General features: G+C 60.9%; 18 protein-coding genes. 8 read left to right on the forward strand and 10 right to left on the reverse strand.

The features are described from left to right. Positions 1-7 precede the first annotated feature (7 nt). Complete coding sequence (gene mutM, locus ACIPIZ_RS18520) at positions 8-820, forward strand: bifunctional DNA-formamidopyrimidine glycosylase/DNA-(apurinic or apyrimidinic site) lyase (RefSeq protein ID WP_064388056.1); 813 nt, start codon at positions 8-10, stop codon at positions 818-820. Between the two features lie 69 nt (positions 821-889). After that, entirely contained in the window at positions 890-1,213 is a 324-nt protein-coding gene (locus tag ACIPIZ_RS18525) for a hypothetical protein (RefSeq protein ID WP_064388057.1), read from the forward strand. A gap of 124 nt (positions 1,214-1,337) precedes the next feature. On the opposite strand, the gene ACIPIZ_RS18530 is transcribed toward ACIPIZ_RS18525, so the two are convergent. The 5 genes from ACIPIZ_RS18530 to ACIPIZ_RS18550 all read right to left on the reverse strand — a co-directional run bounded on the left by ACIPIZ_RS18530 (position 1,338) and on the right by ACIPIZ_RS18550 (position 6,065). Next, positions 1,338-1,589: a YfhL family 4Fe-4S dicluster ferredoxin gene (locus ACIPIZ_RS18530; RefSeq protein ID WP_017734768.1), complete on the reverse strand. Its 252-nt coding sequence runs from the start codon at positions 1,587-1,589 to the stop codon at positions 1,338-1,340. A 160-nt stretch (positions 1,590-1,749) separates the two neighbouring features. Next, entirely contained in the window at positions 1,750-2,229 is a 480-nt protein-coding gene (coaD, locus tag ACIPIZ_RS18535) for a pantetheine-phosphate adenylyltransferase (RefSeq protein ID WP_003229157.1), read from the reverse strand. A gap of 115 nt (positions 2,230-2,344) precedes the next feature. Continuing rightward, positions 2,345-3,940 carry a GMC family oxidoreductase N-terminal domain-containing protein gene (locus ACIPIZ_RS18540; RefSeq protein ID WP_401166591.1) on the reverse strand — a complete coding sequence of 532 codons (1,596 nt, stop codon included), beginning with the start codon at positions 3,938-3,940 and terminating at the stop codon, positions 2,345-2,347. 119 nt (positions 3,941-4,059) lie between these two features. Further along, on the reverse strand, positions 4,060-4,605 hold the full coding sequence (locus ACIPIZ_RS18545) for a twin-arginine translocation pathway signal protein (protein WP_105704585.1): 546 nt from the start codon (positions 4,603-4,605) through the stop codon (positions 4,060-4,062). Between the two features lie 29 nt (positions 4,606-4,634). Continuing rightward, positions 4,635-6,065 (reverse strand): coniferyl aldehyde dehydrogenase, encoded by a 1,431-nt coding sequence (locus ACIPIZ_RS18550; RefSeq protein WP_401166595.1) that lies wholly within the window; start codon positions 6,063-6,065, stop codon positions 4,635-4,637. A gap of 146 nt (positions 6,066-6,211) precedes the next feature. On the opposite strand from ACIPIZ_RS18550, the gene ACIPIZ_RS18555 reads away from it, so the two are divergent. Continuing rightward, positions 6,212-6,883 (forward strand): TetR/AcrR family transcriptional regulator, encoded by a 672-nt coding sequence (locus tag ACIPIZ_RS18555; protein WP_064388061.1) that lies wholly within the window; start codon positions 6,212-6,214, stop codon positions 6,881-6,883. 32 nt (positions 6,884-6,915) lie between these two features. Beyond that, positions 6,916-7,770, forward strand: a complete 855-nt coding sequence (locus ACIPIZ_RS18560) for a sulfurtransferase (protein ID WP_401166598.1) — start codon at positions 6,916-6,918, stop codon at positions 7,768-7,770. 78 nt (positions 7,771-7,848) lie between these two features. Here the strand turns inward: ACIPIZ_RS18560 and ACIPIZ_RS18565 are convergent, their stop codons facing one another. From ACIPIZ_RS18565 to ACIPIZ_RS18585, 5 genes are all read right to left on the reverse strand, one after another. Next, positions 7,849-8,679 (reverse strand): AraC family ligand binding domain-containing protein, encoded by an 831-nt coding sequence (locus ACIPIZ_RS18565; protein WP_401166600.1) that lies wholly within the window; start codon positions 8,677-8,679, stop codon positions 7,849-7,851. Then, complete coding sequence (locus ACIPIZ_RS18570) at positions 8,676-9,671, reverse strand: hydrolase (protein ID WP_253481475.1); 996 nt, start codon at positions 9,669-9,671, stop codon at positions 8,676-8,678. The genes ACIPIZ_RS18565 and ACIPIZ_RS18570 overlap by 4 nt, the downstream gene beginning before the upstream one ends. Positions 9,672-9,735: 64 nt before the next feature. Then, on the reverse strand, positions 9,736-10,350 hold the full coding sequence (rsmD, locus tag ACIPIZ_RS18575) for a 16S rRNA (guanine(966)-N(2))-methyltransferase RsmD (protein WP_105704581.1): 615 nt from the start codon (positions 10,348-10,350) through the stop codon (positions 9,736-9,738). Further along, complete coding sequence (locus ACIPIZ_RS18580) at positions 10,350-11,840, reverse strand: pitrilysin family protein (protein ID WP_064388065.1); 1,491 nt, start codon at positions 11,838-11,840, stop codon at positions 10,350-10,352. The genes rsmD and ACIPIZ_RS18580 overlap by 1 nt, the downstream gene beginning before the upstream one ends. Continuing rightward, the gene (locus tag ACIPIZ_RS18585) at positions 11,833-13,188 is read right to left on the reverse strand and encodes a pitrilysin family protein (RefSeq protein WP_008077830.1); all 1,356 of its coding nucleotides are present in this window, start codon (positions 13,186-13,188) and stop codon (positions 11,833-11,835) included. Before ACIPIZ_RS18585 ends, ACIPIZ_RS18580 begins: the two co-directional genes overlap by 8 nt. Before the next feature lie 345 nt (positions 13,189-13,533). Between ACIPIZ_RS18585 and ftsY the strand changes: the two genes are divergently transcribed. The 4 genes from ftsY to ACIPIZ_RS18605 all read left to right on the forward strand — a co-directional run. Further along, positions 13,534-15,075 (forward strand): signal recognition particle-docking protein FtsY, encoded by a 1,542-nt coding sequence (gene ftsY, locus ACIPIZ_RS18590; protein WP_401166605.1) that lies wholly within the window; start codon positions 13,534-13,536, stop codon positions 15,073-15,075. After that, positions 15,072-15,743: a cell division ATP-binding protein FtsE gene (ftsE, locus tag ACIPIZ_RS18595; protein ID WP_003229148.1), complete on the forward strand. Its 672-nt coding sequence runs from the start codon at positions 15,072-15,074 to the stop codon at positions 15,741-15,743. Before ftsY ends, ftsE begins: the two co-directional genes overlap by 4 nt. Further along, positions 15,740-16,765 (forward strand): permease-like cell division protein FtsX, encoded by a 1,026-nt coding sequence (ftsX, locus tag ACIPIZ_RS18600; protein ID WP_064388067.1) that lies wholly within the window; start codon positions 15,740-15,742, stop codon positions 16,763-16,765. Before ftsE ends, ftsX begins: the two co-directional genes overlap by 4 nt. Positions 16,766-16,879: 114 nt before the next feature. Further along, positions 16,880-17,340: RNA polymerase factor sigma-32 (locus ACIPIZ_RS18605; RefSeq protein ID WP_401166608.1), on the forward strand; the 461-nt coding region annotated here is incomplete at its 3' end.

The following is a 17,340-nucleotide window of genomic DNA, read 5'->3' on the forward strand; positions in this document are numbered from 1 at the left end:
GAACACCATGCCTGAATTGCCGGAAGTCGAAACCACCCGCCGGGGTATTGCCCCGCACCTGGAAGGCCAGCGTGTCAGCCGGGTGATCGTGCGTGACCGGCGCCTGCGCTGGCCGATCCCGGACGACCTCGATGTGCGCCTGTCGGGGCAGCGCATCGTGCTGGTTGAGCGCCGCGCCAAGTATTTGTTGATCAACGCCGAAGTCGGCACGTTGATCAGCCATTTGGGCATGTCGGGCAATTTGCGTCTGGTCGAAGTCGGGTTGCCGGCGTTGAAGCATGAGCACGTCGACATCGAGCTGGAATCGGGACTGGCGCTGCGCTACACCGACCCGCGACGTTTCGGCGCGATGTTGTGGAGCAATGATCCACTCAATCATGAATTGCTGATCCGTCTCGGCCCGGAGCCACTGACCGATCTGTTCGATGGCGAGCGCTTGTTTCAGCTGTCGCGCGGGCGTTCGATGGCGGTCAAACCGTTCATCATGGACAACGCAGTGGTGGTCGGGGTCGGCAATATTTATGCGACCGAAGCATTGTTTGCCGCCGGGATTGATCCGCGTCGTGAAGCCGGGGGCATTTCCCGGGGGCGCTATCTGAAGCTGGCGATCGAGATCAAACGCATTCTTGCCGCTGCCATCGAGCGTGGCGGCACCACGCTGCGTGATTTCATTGGTGGTGACGGTCAGCCGGGCTATTTCCAGCAGGAGCTGTTTGTTTATGGCCGTGGCGGCGAACACTGCAAGGTCTGTGGCACCGGGCTGCGTGAAGTGAAGCTGGGTCAGCGGGCCAGTGTGTTCTGCCCGCGCTGCCAGAGCTGAGGCAAACGGCTGAAAAAGTCCTACGGTCTATAGTGAGTTGTCTCACTGTTCAGCCCGAAGGATCGTGCCATGAAGTCCTTGCAAGTCCTCGTTGTTACGCTGCTGCTGTGTTCCAGTCTGGCTGTTCAGGCCACGGAAAACGGCAGCGGTGATCCGCGTTACACCATCCAGAATCCACCGGCCTACGCGATGATCGGCGACTTGCTGATTGCCCGACCTTTATTGGTGGTGGCGACGGTGATCGGTGCGGGGGCGTTTGTCGTGTCGTTGCCGTTTACCGCGCTGGGTGGCGGGGTGGGCGATGCGGGGCAGGCGCTGGTGGTGGATCCGGCGAAAGCCGCTTTTGTGCGGTGCCTGGGGTGTATCGGGGAGGGGTTTGAGCAGCGCGAGTGAGCTGATCAGGGTTTTGCTGTGTGGCTGATGGCCTCATCGCGAGCAGGCTCACTCCTACAGTTGAAATGCGTTCCAATGTAGGAGTGAGCGTGCTCGCGATGGCGTCGGTACAGGCGCTGAAAAATCAGGCCTTGCCGGTAATCTTGCGGTACTTGTCCATCAACTGTTCTTCAGTCTCCGGATGCGCCTCGTCCAGCGGAATGCAATCCACCGGGCAAACCTGTTGGCATTGCGGTTCGTCGTAGTGGCCGACGCACTGGGTGCACAGGTTCGGGTCGATCACGTAGATCTCTTCGCCTTGGGAGATGGCGGCGTTCGGGCACTCGGGTTCGCAGACGTCGCAGTTGATGCAATCGTCGGTGATGATCAGGGACATGCTAACTCCAGCCGGGGCGACAGGCCCGGGCGCTATAAATCAATGCGCGCAATTGTGCCGCATTGGCGAGCGCAGTGCACGCGGGCGCGATCAAGGGCACCGAAGGCTGCGATCAAAAAGCCAAAGATCGTCTGATCGCAGCCCGAGCCTGCGGCAGCTCCTACTTCTTGAAGCGTAGGGTCAGGGCATCGGCCACGGCGGGGTGGACGAATTTGCTGATATCGCCGCCCAATGCGGCAATTTCCCGCACCAGTGTCGAAGAAATGAACGAATAACGTTCGGACGGGGTGAGAAACAGGCTCTCCACATCCGGAGCCAACTGGCGATTCATGTTGGCCAGCTGAAACTCGTATTCGAAGTCCGACACCGCGCGCAGACCACGCAGGAACACATTGGCGTTCTGCTCTTTGGCGAAATGCGCGAGCAGCGTCGAGAAACCGACCACTTCCACGTTCGGCAGGTGTTTGGTGACCTCGCGAGCCAGTTCAACCCGTTGTTCCAGCGGGAACAGCGGGTTCTTTTTCGGGCTGGCAGCGACCGCAATGATCACGTGATCGAACAGGCGCGAGGCGCGTTCGACCAGATCGCCATGGCCCTTGGTAATAGGGTCGAAGGTACCTGGGTACAACACTCGGTTCATCGCGTCGTCCTGGCGGGAGTCCGTTGGGGAGTCGGATGGTATCGCAGCCGTCCCGGTCGGCCAAGTCGCCTGTTGGGTAAGAAAGCACTATAGACGATGGCAATAATCCGGATATTCACGGGTTTTTCAGCCGATCGGCCAGTGCACTCGCCAGTTGCGCGGTCAGGCCGTACACCGACAACTGCGGGTTGGCGCCGATGCTGGTGGGGAACAACGAGCCGTCGTGAATCGACAGATTGGCCAGTTGATGATGACGACCGAGACTGTCGGTGACCGCGCTTTTCGGGTCTTCGCCCATCGCGCAGCCGCCCATGACGTGGGCGCTGCCCAGGCGTGTGCGGTACAACTCAAGGCTCAGGCCATCGATCAGCGTGCGGGCTTCGGCCAAGGTGTTCACGTAACGCGCGTCGGCGTGCATCGGCATCACTGATTTCGCGCCACCGGCGAACTGGATTTCTGCCATGACGTGGAAGGCCTTGCGCAAACCCTCCCAAGCGTACGGCGAAACCTGGTAGTCGAGCACCGGTGAGCCATCGCCGCGCAACTCGACCGCGCCGCCACTGCTGTCCGGGTGAAAGCCGTCACGCAACAGCGCGAGCATGGCGTGGGTGTGCGGCAGATCAGCCATGTGTTGCGCGCTCTCCTGGCCAAAACCGCCGAGCAGCGTCGCCGCCAGCGCGGGATGCAATGGCGGTACTTCGAGTTTGAATGCCATCGGTCCGGTGGTGCCGTCCTTCCATTGGAAGTGGTCGGAATAGATTGATTGCGGCGCGCCGTAAAACGGATTGACCACTTCGTCGAAGCGCGCGGCGGACATGTTCACCGGGTGCAGAAAGGTGCGCTTGCCAAGGTTTTTATGCGGATCCGGTGCGTCGGAGCGCAGCAGCAGTGCCGGACTGTTGATGCCGCCGCCCGCGAGCACGTAATGCCGTGCCTTGACGGTGATGGTGCGCCCGGTCGGTTCGACGCAGCGTTCATCCATCGCCACGCATTGCAGACCTGTGACCTTGTCGTCGCTGATCAGCAGTTTTTCTGCGCGGGCCAGATAGAGCAGCTCGCCACCTTTTTCCAGGGTCGCGGGAATGGTGGTGACCATCATCGATTGTTTGGCGTTGGTCGGGCAGCCCATACCGCAATAGCCGAGGTTCCAGCAGCCGCGCACGTTACGCGGGATCACGTGCCAGCTGTAGCCGAGCTGCTCGCAGCCTTTGCGGATCACATCGTTGTTGGCATTGGGCGGCACCATCCACGGTGCGACGCCGAGGCGTTGCTCCATTTTCTCGAACCACGGTGCCATTTCCTCCGGGCTGTGGCCTTTGACGTTGTGTTCTTTGGCCCAGTGATCGAGAGTCGGCTCCGGGGTGCGAAAGCTTGATGTCCAGTTGATCAGCGTCGTGCCGCCGACCGCGCGGCCCTGCAGGATGGTGATCGCGCCGTCCTTGCTCATGCGCCCGATGCCTTCCTGATAGAGGCTGCTGTAGGCCTGATCTTCGAGCATCTTGAAGTCGGAGCTGGTCTTCAGCGGGCCTTCTTCGATCAGCAGAACCTTGTAGCCGGCGGCGCTGAGGATTTCCGCGGTGGTGCCGCCACCGGCACCGCTGCCGATGATTGCTACGTCGACTTCCAGGCTCAGGTCGTCGCTCAGTTGTGCGCCGTTGTAGGTTTTCCAGCCTCGGGCGAGGCCTTCGCGGAATGGGTCGGGTACGGGCATCGATCAGGTTCTCTTGTTTTTGTTGTTCTGGCGGGCCTCATCGCGAGCAGGCTCACTCCTACAGGGGAATGCATTTCAATGTGGGAGCGAGCCTGCTCGCGAAGGCCGTTGCGCTGATTTCAGACGGTAGGCGGCCCGGGATAACCGCAATGCCCCCAGGATTCGGCGCGGGTGTACCAGGCCATCATCACCATCTGCTGCAACGAGCTATGTCCCATGCGCAACAGGCTCAGTGAGCTGTTCTCCCAACGATCAAGAAAATGCCGCATCGCCTCAGGGCTGGCGTTTTCCCAACTGCCCCAGATCCCGGTGAGCGGCCCGCGCGTCACGGCCATGCCGAGCACGTCGAACAGTTGGCGAGTGAGTTTGAGCATTTCCGGCGACAGATGATTGAGGCTGTAATCCAGCGACTTCAACGTGCCTTCAATCGCGTTCGGCATCTTTTCAGTGGCCACGGCGCCTTCGAGCATCACTGGTATCAGTGCGCGCAAAAACAGCAGATCGCCGTCGCGCAAGGTGATGAAGCCGTTGGCTGCGACGTTGGAAGAACAACCGCTGAGGCTGGCGCCGAGGCCAGCAGTGGCGAGGAACGCCGTGGCGCCGAGGCTGAATTTCAGCAGGCCACGGCGCGACAGCGCAGGTGTTTCGGTCAGGCTTGGGTGCATTATTGTTATTACCCGGCAATGACAAATGTTTAGCGAATGAACAGCTTCTGGATCAGTTTCTGGATCGACGTCCCGTACGGCGGATAAATCAGCCTGGCCGCGTTGAAGCGCTGTTTCACCAACACGCCTTTGGCCTTGCTGAAGGTCAGAAAACCTTCGTGACCGTGGTAATGGCCCATGCCGGAGGGGCCGATGCCGCCGAACGGCATGTCGTCCTGCGCCACGTGCAGCAGCGTGTCGTTCAGGCACACCCCACCGGAATGGGTTTCGTGCAGCACGCGGGTCTGCTCACCTTTGTCGTAGCCGAAATAGTAAAGAGCCAGAGGACGTGGTCGCTGTTTGATGTAGGCAAATGCCTGCTCCAGATCGCGATACGGCACGATCGGCAGCAGCGGGCCGAAGATCTCGTCCTGCATCACGGTCATGTCGTCGCTGACATTCAGCAGCAGACTGTGCGGCATGCGTCGGCCCTGAGCCTGCTCGAACAGCGGAATCAGCAGCGCGCCCTTGCTGGTGGCATCGCTGACATAACCATTGAGGCGGGTCAGTTGGCGGTCATTGATGATCGCGGTGTAGTCCGGGTTGTCGCTGAGGCTCGGATAAAAACCTTGCACCGCCTGACGATAGGCTTCGACGAAGCCGCCGACACGGTCTTCCGGCACCAGCACGTAATCGGGGGCGACGCAGGTTTGCCCGGCGTTCAGGGTTTTACCGAAGGCGATGCGTTCGGCAGCGTCCTTCAGCGGCACGTCTCTGGAGACAATGGCGGGGGATTTGCCGCCCAGTTCGAGCGTCACGGGCGTGAGGTTTTCGGCCGCGGCGCGCATGACGTGCTTGCCGACACTGGTGGAACCCGTGAACAGCAGGTGATCAAACGGCAGGCGGGAGAACGCTACGCCCACGTCGGCCTCGCCGAGGACCACGCCCACCAGATCTTCGGGGAAGATGCGCGCCAGCAATTCCTTGAGCAACAGCCCGGTGGCCGGGGTCGATTCGCTGAGTTTGAGCATCACTCGATTGCCCGCCGCAAGTGCGCCGACCAACGGCCCGATGGCCAGATACAGCGGGTAATTCCACGGCACAATGACGCCGACGACGCCCAGCGGCTGGTAAACCACTTTCGCCGCAGCGGGCTGGAACGCCATGCCGACCTTGCGCCGCGAGGGTTTCATCCAGCCCTTGAGGTGGCGACTGGCGTAATGAATGCCGTGCAGGCTGGGCATCAATTCGGCGAGCAAGGTTTCATCGGCGCTGCGGTTGCTGAAATCCGCGCTGATGGCTTCGATCAACGCCTGACGTTCACTGCTCAACAAATCGCGCAGTGCCTTCAACCATTGCTGGCGTTGGGCGGCAGGCGGCATTGGGTTGGCGGCATACGCTGCCCGTTGCGCATTGAACAGCCGATTGAGCTCCTCCAGTGGCTGTTGCAGCGTTTGCAGGTAGGCAATGTCGGCAGTCATCGTAGGCTCCGGATTTATTGTAGTGGTGAACTTTTTAGAGTCTATGCTCTATAAAGTCAAATGACTTCCGTGCGCAGCTTTGTTTTATCCATTTACGGATAGGTCGTAAGATGCCCCTCATCGCACTCTGAATTAAAGCTCAAGCCATGGCCCCACGAATAAAAACCAGCGAGCGCATCGTGCAGAACAGCCTCGAGCTGTTCAATCAGCAGGGCGAGCGCAGCATCAGCACCAACCACATTGCCGCCCATATGGAGATTTCTCCGGGCAACCTGTACTACCACTTCCCCAACAAGCAGGCGATCATCGCCGTGCTGTTCAGTGAGTACGAAGCCTTGGTGGATAGCTTTCTGCGCCCGCCGCAGGGGCGTGCCGCGACGGTTGAAGACAAGCGTTTCTATCTCAAGGAGCTGCTGTCGGCGATGTGGGGTTACCGCTTTCTGCACCGTGACCTTGAACATTTGCTCGACAGCGATCCGGAACTGGCTGCGCGTTACCGGCGCTTTTCCCAGCGCTGCGTGATTCAAGGCGCCGCCATCTACGAAGGCTTTGTCGCCGCTGGAATCCTCAAGATGGATCGCGTGCAGATCGAATCCCTGACCCTCAACGCGTGGATCATCCTGACGTCATGGGTGCGCTTTCTGTGCACCACCCGTGAAAACTCCAACCACCTCAGCGAGCAAGCTGTTAAACGTGGCGTGTATCAGGTGTTGGTCCTCGAAGCCGGGTTCGTCACTGACGAGGCGCGTGAACAGGTCAACGCATTGTTTGATGAGTTTTACGTACCGCTGGCCCAGGCCCTCGAAGACGTGAAATAAACCGTTCTGTTGAAACTCCACAGGAGCCCGCTATGCCGATTGCGCAACTGATCAGCCCGCAAACGCTGGATGCCCGCAAGGAACAGCCGGGGCTGGTGATTCTCGATTGTCGTTTCGCCCTCGAAGACCCGGATTACGGGCAGCGCAGCTATGCCGAAGGGCACATTGCCGGTGCGAGCTTCGCCGATCTTGAGCGCGATCTCAGCGGCGCAGTGGTCAAGGGCGTGACCGGGCGGCATCCGCTGCCGCCGTCGGCGGCGTTGATCGAGCGTTTACAGGCTTGGGGAATCGACAACGACAGCGACGTGGTTCTGTATGACGACGGACCCGGTGCCTACGCGGCGCGGGCGTGGTGGTTGCTGGCGTGGCTGGGCAAACGTGACGGCGTGTTCATTCTCGATGGTGGACTCAAGGCTTGGCACGCGGCGGGTTTGCCGCTGAGCCTGGATGCGCCGACGGTGAGCCGTGGCAACTTCAGTGGTCAGCCGGACATGAGCTTGTTGATCAGCGCCGAGAAATTGCAAAAGCGCCTCGGGCAGCCGGCGCTGACGTTGATCGATGCTCGGGCCTTGCCGCGCTTCAAGGGTGAAGTTGAACCGATCGATCCGGTGGCCGGGCATATTCCGGGAGCACAATGCGCAGCGTTCACCGACAACCTCGCCAGTGATGGACGATTCCTGCCAGCCGATCAGCTCAAGCAGCGTTTCGCCGCGAAGATCGGCGAACGTTCGCCAGCGGATCTGGTTGCGTATTGCGGCTCTGGGGTGACGGCCTGTCACAACCTGTTTGCGTTGTGCCTGGCGGGTTATCCGTTGGCTTCGTTGTATGCCGGATCGTGGAGCGAATGGATCAACGAGCCGGCTCGCGGCATCGCCACCGGCGAATAAGATCAAAAGATCGCAGCCTTCGGCAGCTCCTACATTGGAATGCATTTCCCTGTAGGAGCTGCCGAAGGCTGCGATCTTTTAGCTTTCCATCCGGGCGCTGCGATACGCCGCGGGCCCGACGCCGTAAGCCTGCTTGAACTGTCGGCTCAAGTGGCTTTGATCGGCAAACCCCAACTGCGTCGCGACTTCCAGCGGCAAGCAACCACTCTGCAACAGTGCCCGCGCCTTAGCGATGCGTTGCTGCACCAACCAAGTGTGTGGCGGCATACCAGTCGCGCGGCGGAACACCCGGGCGAAATGGAACGGTGACAGGTTGACCGCTGCGGCCAGCTCCTCCAGCGACGGCGGCGCTGCCAAGTGCGTGTGCAGCAGATCCTTGGCGATCAGCACCGCGCGGTGCTCCTTGCCGGGGTTACCGATTTCTCGCACTGCCGCGTGGCGCTGCAACAGCAACAACATCATCTCGCGCCACACCGTTTGCTGTTGCAGCGCGGTGGCAGGGCTTTCGAGCAACCGGTGCAATTGTGCAAATCCGCTGACCAGATCGGGGTCGCGATACAGCGTGGCGCCGAATGCCGGCAAACTTGTCGTGGACAGTTCAAGTTCACCCAGCAGCGAAACAATCTTGCCGGTATCCGGGTAGAAGGCTCGATACAGCCAACCGTCGTCGGTGCCCTTGTGCCCGGTGTGCAACTCGTCCGGGTTGATCAGCACCAGCGTCCCGCTGCCCGCCAGATGCTCGGCGCCGCGGTAGCGATAACGCTGAGCGCCGGCCATGATCATGCCGATCACAAAACCGTCATGCACATGCGGGGCGAAGCGCTGTTCGATATAGCGCGCCGACAACAGTTCGACGCCGGGCAGCGGCGCCGATTGCCAGAATCGGATCGATTCGCCCTGGTCGCTCATGCGGGCACGCTGGCCAGCCATCGCGGGATACGGCGTTCGAGGTAGTAGCCTGGCTGGCGCACTGAGCCGTCGACGAATCCAACGTGTCCGCCGCGTGCCTGCAATTCAAAGGCGGTCGACGCCGACAGTTCGTTTTCCGCAGGCAAGCTGTGCGGGAACACGAACGGATCGTCCGCCGCCTGAATGATCAGGGTCGGCGTGCGGATCTCGCCGAGGAAATAGCGGCTCGACGCACGCCGGTAGTAATCCTCGGCATCGTTAAAACCGTGCAGCGGCGCGGTCACGCGGCCATCGAAATCCCAGAACGTGCGCATGTTCTCCAGTGAGCCGAGCGCTGCCAACGCCGCCAGGCCATCCTCGCGACCATCATGCTGAAACTGCCGTTGCTTGTTTTTGATGTACGCGACCATCTCGCGCATGAAGTGCGCCTGATAAACCCTGGAAAACCCCTGGCCGATGCGGTCGGCGCATTGATCCAGACGAAACGGCACTGACACCGCCACCGCGCCGAGCACACCACTGGCGCTGCCGGTTTCGCCCAGATGCTTGAGCAACACATTGCCGCCCAAGGAGTAACCGACGGCATACAACGGCGCCAAGGGGCGTTTCGCACGCAGGTGTTTGATGGCCTCGGCGAGGTCTTCGCTGGCGCCGGAGTGATAGCTGCGTGGCAGCAGATTCGGCTCGCCCGAGCAGCCGCGCCAGTTCAGCGCGACACTGGCCCAGCCTTGCGCGGCCAAGGCCCTTTGGATACCCGCTACATAAGGCGAGTTGGAAGAGCCGGTCAGCCCATGCAGCACCAGCACCAGCGGCGCGTCAGCCGTGTGCGGGCCATGCCAGTCGAGGTCGAGGAAGTCGCCGTCCTCAAGCCACAAGCGTTCGCGCTCGCGTTCGATATGCACGGTTTTGCGCCACAGCGGTCCCCACAAGGTTTGCAGGTGTGGATTGCCGAGGCCGAGGGCGGGAGTGAAGCGTTCTGAAGGAGGGGGCACGATGATTCTCGATGCAGCGCGGCGGCGCCTCTGGTGAAGCGCGCCGCTTGTTCAGGCCGGTCGGTTAACCGGCGATCTCTGCCATACGTTGCCACAAGGCGTAGTGCACTCGCCCGGATTTCTGCTCGCGGTGCAGGCGCCAGTTGCCCGGCAGGCCGAGAATCGAGGGTGCCGTCTCGCTTTCAGTGTAGATCCAAGAATCCGGCGCCAGCCACTGACGCTCTTCAAGCAAGGTGCACACGGCCGGCAGCAGGTTCTGGTTGAACGGCGGGTCGAGGAACACCAGGTCGAACGGTGTTGCGGTCTGGGTTTCCAGATAACGCAGCGCATCGGCGGTCTGTACCTGACCGTTGGTGCAGCGCAGGGTGCCGAGGTGTTCTTTCAGGCTGGAGACGGCAATGTTGCTGGCATCCAGCGCCTGGCCCATGGCCGCGCCACGGGACAACGCTTCGAGAAACAGCGCGCCGCTGCCGGCGAACGGGTCGAGCACCTTGGCCCCTTCAACGTACGGCGCGAGCCAGTTGAACAGGGTTTCACGCACGCGATCCGGCGTCGGGCGCAGGCCAGGTGCGTCGGGGAAGCTCAGCTTGCGGCTGCGCCATTGGCCGCCAATGATGCGCAACTGGTTCACACCGTTGTGAACGTTGTGCGCAGGTTTTTTAGGAGAACGAGTTGCCATTAATGCTCCGGAACCCCGAGCGGTTGCTCGGCAGGTTTATCAGATGGGGCCGGTAACGGCTTTTGCGGCACGGTCGGGCCAGCGGTGACGATGACCATTTTGTCCGTGCTCAGGTGTTTGTTCAGGGCGTCGCGAACTTGTTCCACGGTCAGGCTTTGCGACTGACGCATGAAGTCGTCCAGGTAGCTCAGCGGCAGATTATAGAAGCCCATCGCCCCGAGTTGGCCGACGATATCGGCATTGCTTGCGGTCGACAGCGGGAAGCTGCCGGCCAGTTCGCGCTTGGCGTCGTCGAGTTCTTTCTGCGTCGGCCCGGTTTTCAGGTAGTCGGCGAGTACGTCCTGCACCAGTTTCAGGGTGCCTTCGCTCATTTCCGCACGGGTCTGCAGATTGATCATGAACGGGCCACGGGCCTGCATCGGGCTGAACGCCGAGTACACGCCATAGGTCAGGCCGCGCTTCTCGCGCACTTCGCTCATCAGGCGCGTGCCGAAACCGCCGCCACCGAGGATCTGGTTGCCCATCGACAGCGCCGCGTAATCCGGATCGTCACGGTCGATACCGAGTTGCGCGAGCATCAGGTTGGTCTGCTTCGACGGAAACTCGATGTGATTAACGCTGGCCTTCGGTTCCTGCGGCTGAGCGATCTTCGCCAACGCCGGCCCTTTCGGCAGGGCCGAGGAGACCTGATTGGCAATTGCCTCGGCTTCCGCGCGCGACAGATCGCCGACCAGCGCGATCACCGCGTTGCCGGCCGCGTAGGCCTTGGCGTGGAACTCACGCAATTGCGCGAGGGTGATTTTCGGCACGCTCTGCGGATTACCGTCGCTGGAATGCGCGTACGGGTGATCGCCGTACAGACGCTTCATCAGCTCAAGGCTGGCGAGTTTGCCGGGGTTCTGTTTCTGGTATTCGAATCCGGCGAGCATCTGGTTCTTGATGCGTGCGAAGGAGTCGGCGGGGAAGGTCGGTTTGCCGATGACTTCCGAGAACAGCTTCAAAGCAGGCTCACGCTTGTCGGCAGCACTCAGGCTGCGCAGCGAGGCCAGCGCCATGTCCTTGAAAGCACCGTTGCCGAAATCCGCACCGAGACCTTCAAAGCCCTGCGCGATGGCGCCGACGTCTTTGCCAGCAACACCTTCGTTGAGCATCGCATTGGTCAGCACCGCCAGGCCCGAGGCGCTGCCGTCCTGGCTGCTGCCGGCGGCGAAGATCAGGCGCATGTCGAACATCGGCAGTTCGTGGGCTTCGACGAACAGCACTTTGGCGCCTTCGGCGGTGCTCCAGGTCTGCACGTCGAGCTTGCGGCTGGCCGGGGCTTTGCCGTCGAGTTCGGTGAGCGATTGCAGCTTCTGGCTGGACTTGGCGTTGTCGAGGGCTTCACTGGCTTTGCTGTCAGCACTTGGCGACAGATAGAAAGCCGTCGAGCCGATCACCGCAATGGCGATCAGGCCGAGCAGCATCAGGCGTGGGGATTTGCGCTCACTCATGAGTCGTCTCCAGTGGCAGGACGTGGGCGACGCTGAGACGTTCGCGGGTGAAATACAGCTTGGCGGCGTTCTGGATGTCTTGCGGGGTCACGCTTTCCAGATCGGCGAGTTCGGTGTCCATCAGTTTCCACGACAGGCCGACGGTTTCCAGTTGACCAATCGCCGTGGCCTGGCTGGTGATCGAATCGCGTTCGAAGACCAGACCGGCGATCACTTGGGCACGCACGCGCTCCAGTTCTTCGGCGGACGGTGCAGTGGTTTTCAGCTGTTCGAGCAGTTTCCACAGACCGGCCTCGGCTTGCGCCATGGTCTTTTTCTTCTGCGTGTTCGGCGTTGCCGAGAGGGTGAACAGGCTGTCGCCACGGGTGTAGGCGTCGTAGTTCGACGAACCGCCGGAGACCAGCTCTTCGCCGCGCTCCAGTTGCGTCGGAATGCGCCCGCTGTAACCGCCGTCGAGCAGTGCCGAGATCAGGCGCAGGGCGTTGACCGAGCGTTTGTCTTCAGCCGTGGCAATGCTTGGTACGTTGAAACCGAGCATCAGGCTAGGCAATTGCGTCTGCACATGCAGGGTGATCTGGCGTTCGCCCGGTTCAGCCAATTCCAGTGGTTTTTTTGCCGGCGGCACGTCGCGCTTGGCGATCGGGCCGAAATAGCGTTGCGCGAGGGTTTTCACTTCATCTGGAGTGACGTCGCCGACCACCACCAGTGTGGCGTTGTTCGGCACATACCAGGATTGATACCAGTGGCGCAGCTCTTCGACCTTCATGCGGTCGAGGTCAGCCATCCAGCCGATGGTCGGCGTGTGGTAGCCGCTGGCCGGATAGGCCATGGCCTTGTAGCGCTCGTAAGCCTTGGACATCGGCTTGTCATCAGTGCGCAAGCGGCGCTCTTCCTTGATGACTTCGATTTCCTTGGCGAACTCGTCGGCCGGCAGACGCAGATTGGCCATGCGGTCGGCTTCCAGTTCAAACGCCACGCCCAGACGGTCACGGGCCAGCACCTGGTAATAAGCAGTGAAGTCGTCGCTGGTGAAGGCGTTCTCTTCTGCGCCCAGATCACGCAGGATCAACGAGGCTTCGCCGGGACCGACTTTCTCGCTGCCCTTGAACATCATGTGCTCGAGCGCGTGGGACAGACCGGTCTGGCCCGGAGTTTCGTAGCTGGAGCCGACCTTGTACCAGACCTGCGAGACCACCACTGGCGCGCGATGGTCTTCGCGCACGACGACCTTGAGGCCGTTGTCGAGGGTAAATTCGTGGGTCGGTTGCGGGTCGGCCGCCAGGGCCGAAAGGGGCAGGCAGACTGTGCTGAGCAGCAGGCCTGCAGCGCGGCGGGCTAGAGCATTCATTCGTTTTTTAACCTGTTGGGCTGCCCGCTTGGTCTTAGCGTCGGCGGGCGAGAGGGTGCTAGGATACTGATCCGTTTTACTGGCGGCCACGCCTATCAAGCCACTGATCGGTCGATAGGTTGTATGGGTTCCCGGCATAAGCTTTGAGTTTGTCAGCTAAACTCTGCGTTTTCGCCGAAGATGCCGTTCCAGTCCTTCGTATTAATCGACCTTTGAGGTGCCTCTGGCGCCTCGACAAAATGTTGCGCGTGAACAAGCTGGATGAAACACAGTCTGTTCTGCATCGAATATTTATTTGCCGGGGCGCCCTTATGGCGCGTCGCTACCGTGAGATAGCCGTCCTCCATGTTTGGTTCCAACGACGACAAGAAGACCCCAGCTGCGGCTGGCGAGAAGAAAAGCCTGTTCGGATGGCTGCGTAAGAAACCGCAGGAACCCGTCGTCGAACAGCCGCCCGCGATTCCTGTGCCTGCGCCGGAACCTGCTCCGGTTATAGAAGAAGAGCCGGCACCGATTGTCCTGCCGATTGCCGAGCCGGTGTTGCAACCGGTTGAGCCAGAGCCGGAGCCTGAAATGCCTGTAGCGGCTGAACTGCCGCTGACCCCGGCGGCCGAGCCGTGGCTGACCTTGCCGGTGGCGGAAGAGCCGGTGGCGTTGGTTGAAGAGGCTGCGCCGCACGTTACGCCAGTGATCCCTGCGCCTGCTGCGTTTGTGCCTGAAGTGGCGCCGGCGCCAGTGGTTGAGCCGATCATCGAGCCTGCGCCCGTTGTGGCTGAAGCTGCTCCTGAAATTATTGCGCCTGAGCCTGTTGCTCCGATCGTTGTTGCTCCTGTTGCTCCAGTCGTGCAACAGCCCGAGCCGGCACCGGCACCTGCTCCCGTAGTTGCCGCTCCAGTCGTGCCGGTCGAAGTGGTTGCCGAAGCCTCCATCGAAGCCCCGCGCACCGAAGAAACCAAAGCCGGCTTCTTCGCCCGTCTCAAGCAAGGCCTGTCGAAAACCAGCGCCAGCATCGGCGAGGGCATGGCCAGCCTGTTTCTCGGCCGCAAAACCATCGACGACGATCTGCTCGATGACCTCGAAACCCGTCTGCTCACCGCCGATGTGGGTGTCGAAGCCACCACGCAGATCATCCAGCGCCTGACCCAGAAGGTCGCCCGCAAAGAGCTGGCCGACGCCGACGCGCTGTACAAATCCCTGCAGGCCGAACTGGCCGCGATGCTCAAACCGGTCGAACAGCCGCTGAAAATCGCTTCGCAGAACAAACCGTTCGTGATTCTGGTGGTTGGCGTCAACGGCGCCGGCAAGACCACCACCATCGGCAAACTGGCGAAGAAGCTGCAACTGGAAGGCAAGAAAGTCATGCTCGCCGCCGGTGACACTTTCCGCGCCGCAGCTGTTGAGCAGTTGCAGGTCTGGGGTGAGCGCAACAAGATTCCGGTGATCGCCCAGCACACTGGCGCCGACTCGGCTTCGGTGATCTTCGACGCCGTGCAGGCGGCCAAGGCGCGTGGCATCGACGTGTTGATTGCTGACACCGCCGGTCGTCTGCACACCAAAGACAACCTGATGGAAGAGCTGAAAAAGGTTCGCCGGGTGATCGGCAAGCTCGACGCCGACGCGCCGCACGAAGTGCTGCTGGTGCTCGACGCGGGTACTGGCCAGAACGCCATCAACCAGGCCAAGCAATTCAACCAGACCGTCGAACTGACCGGTCTGGCGCTGACCAAGCTCGACGGTACCGCCAAGGGCGGGGTGATTTTCGCCCTGGCCAAGCAATTTGGTCTGCCGATCCGCTACATCGGCGTCGGTGAGGGCATCGACGACTTGCGTACCTTTGAAGCCGAACCCTTTGTCCAGGCACTGTTTGCCGAGCGGGAGCGTTCATGATTCGTTTCGAACAGGTCGGTAAACGCTACCCGAACGGTCACGTCGGCTTGCATGAGCTGAGCTTTCGAGTCCGTCGTGGCGAGTTCTTGTTTGTCACCGGCCACTCCGGTGCCGGTAAATCCACCTTGTTGCGCCTGTTGCTGGCAATGGAGCGTCCGACCAGCGGCAAACTGCTGCTGGCCGGGCAAGACCTGAGCACCATCAGCAACGCGCAGATTCCGTTCCTGCGCCGGCAGATCGGCGTGGTGTTCCAGAATCACCAGTTACTGTTCGATCGCACGGTGTTCAACAACGTCGCCTTGCCGCTGCAGATTCTTGGCTTGTCCAAGGCCGAAATCGCCAAGCGTGTCGATTCGGCGCTGGAGCGCGTGGCGCTGTCGGATAAAACCGATCTGTATCCGGGCGATCTGTCCACCGGTCAGCAACAGCGTGTCGGCATTGCCCGCGCCATCGTTCACCGCCCGGCCTTGCTGTTGGCGGACGAACCGACCGGTAACCTCGACCCGCGTCTGGCGGCGGAAATCATGGGCGTGTTCGAAGACATCAATCGGCTGGGCACCAGCGTGCTGATCGCCAGTCACGACCTGGCGCTGATCGCGCGCATGCGCCACCGTATGCTCACCCTGCAACGTGGCCGATTGATCGGCGACGGGGAGGCCGGGGTATGAGTGCGACACGCAGTCCGAAGGTTTCCGAGCGCGTGGCCCCGAAAGCCGCCGATCCGCAGCCGCCGAAGAAGAAAAAGCACGACGATGACGATGGCCCGGATTTCGCCACACTGTTTCGTGCGTGGATCGAAAGCCATCGCGCCAGTCTGCTCGACAGCCTGCGTCGTCTCGGCAAGCAGCCGATCGGCAGCTTCTTCACGTGCATGGTGATGGCGGTGGCGTTGAGCCTGCCGATGGGGCTTTCGCTGTTGCTCAACAACGTCGAGCGTCTCGGCGGTTCGTGGCAGCGAGCGGCGCAGATCTCGCTGTACCTGCAACTCGACGCCAGCCCGCAGCAGGGCGAATCGTTGCGTGAGCAGATCAAGGGCATGCCCGGTGTAGCTGATGCTGAATATGTCGGCCGCGATCAGGCGCTGGAAGAGTTCCAGCAGCAGTCAGGGCTGGGTGAAGCCCTGCGCGAGCTGCCGGAGAACCCGTTGCCAGGCGTGGTGCTGGTCACCCCGAACGAAGTCGACAAGCCGACCCTGGAAGCATTAAGACAAAAACTTTCCGAGCTGCCCAAGGTACAACAGGCGCAACTTGATCTAGTCTGGGTCGAGCGTCTGGCCGCCATCCTCAAGCTCGGCGATCGTTTTGTCTTCGGTTTGACGGTGCTTTTGGTTTCTGCATTACTTTTGGTGATAGGCAATACCATTCGTCTTCATATTGAAAACCGCCGCACCGAGATAGAAGTGATTAAACTCGTCGGCGGCACTGACAGCTATGTGCGACGTCCCTTCCTTTATATGGGGGCGTTGTATGGCTTCGGTGCGGGACTGTTGTCCTGGGGTGTATTGGCGTTCGGCCTGAACTGGCTGAACGACGCGGTGGTTGGGCTGGCCGGCTTGTACGGCAGTGATTTCGCGCTGGCCGGAGTGCCAGTTGCCGACGGTCTGTCGCTCTTGCTTGGCGCGGTGCTGTTGGGTTATATCGGTGCATGGATTGCAGTCGCACGCCATCTCAGGGAGCTGGCGCCGAAGTAGAATCTTTTTTGCGCGTGATTGACCTCGCGGTTTTTTGGGAACTTGTACTTGAGTTTCCGGTCAATTTTTCGCAGTGCCGAGAGGCACGAGTATGTAAGTGGGAGGTTTTTTCGTATGACCAATTCTTTGCAACCTGCGTATGCGTTGGTTCCGGGTGCGAACCTGGAAGCTTACGTGCACACCGTCAACAGCATTCCATTGCTGACGCCGGAGCAGGAGCGTGAACTGGCCGAGAGTCTCTACTATGAGCAGGATTTGGGGGCGGCTCGGCAGATGGTGCTCGCCCACCTGCGTTTTGTCGTACACATTGCCCGTAGCTATTCCGGCTACGGTCTGGCTCAGGCTGACCTGATCCAGGAAGGTAACGTCGGCCTGATGAAGGCCGTTAAGCGCTTCAACCCGGAAATGGGTGTGCGTTTGGTGTCGTTCGCCGTGCACTGGATCAAGGCGGAAATTCACGAGTTCATCCTGCGCAACTGGCGCATTGTGAAAGTCGCGACCACCAAGGCCCAGCGCAAGCTGTTCTTCAACCTGCGCAGCCAGAAGAAACGTCTGGCGTGGCTGAACAACGAGGA

Origin of the sequence: Pseudomonas sp. NPDC087690 (assembly GCF_044743175.1) — a bacterium.
Taxonomy (GTDB): domain Bacteria; phylum Pseudomonadota; class Gammaproteobacteria; order Pseudomonadales; family Pseudomonadaceae; genus Aquipseudomonas.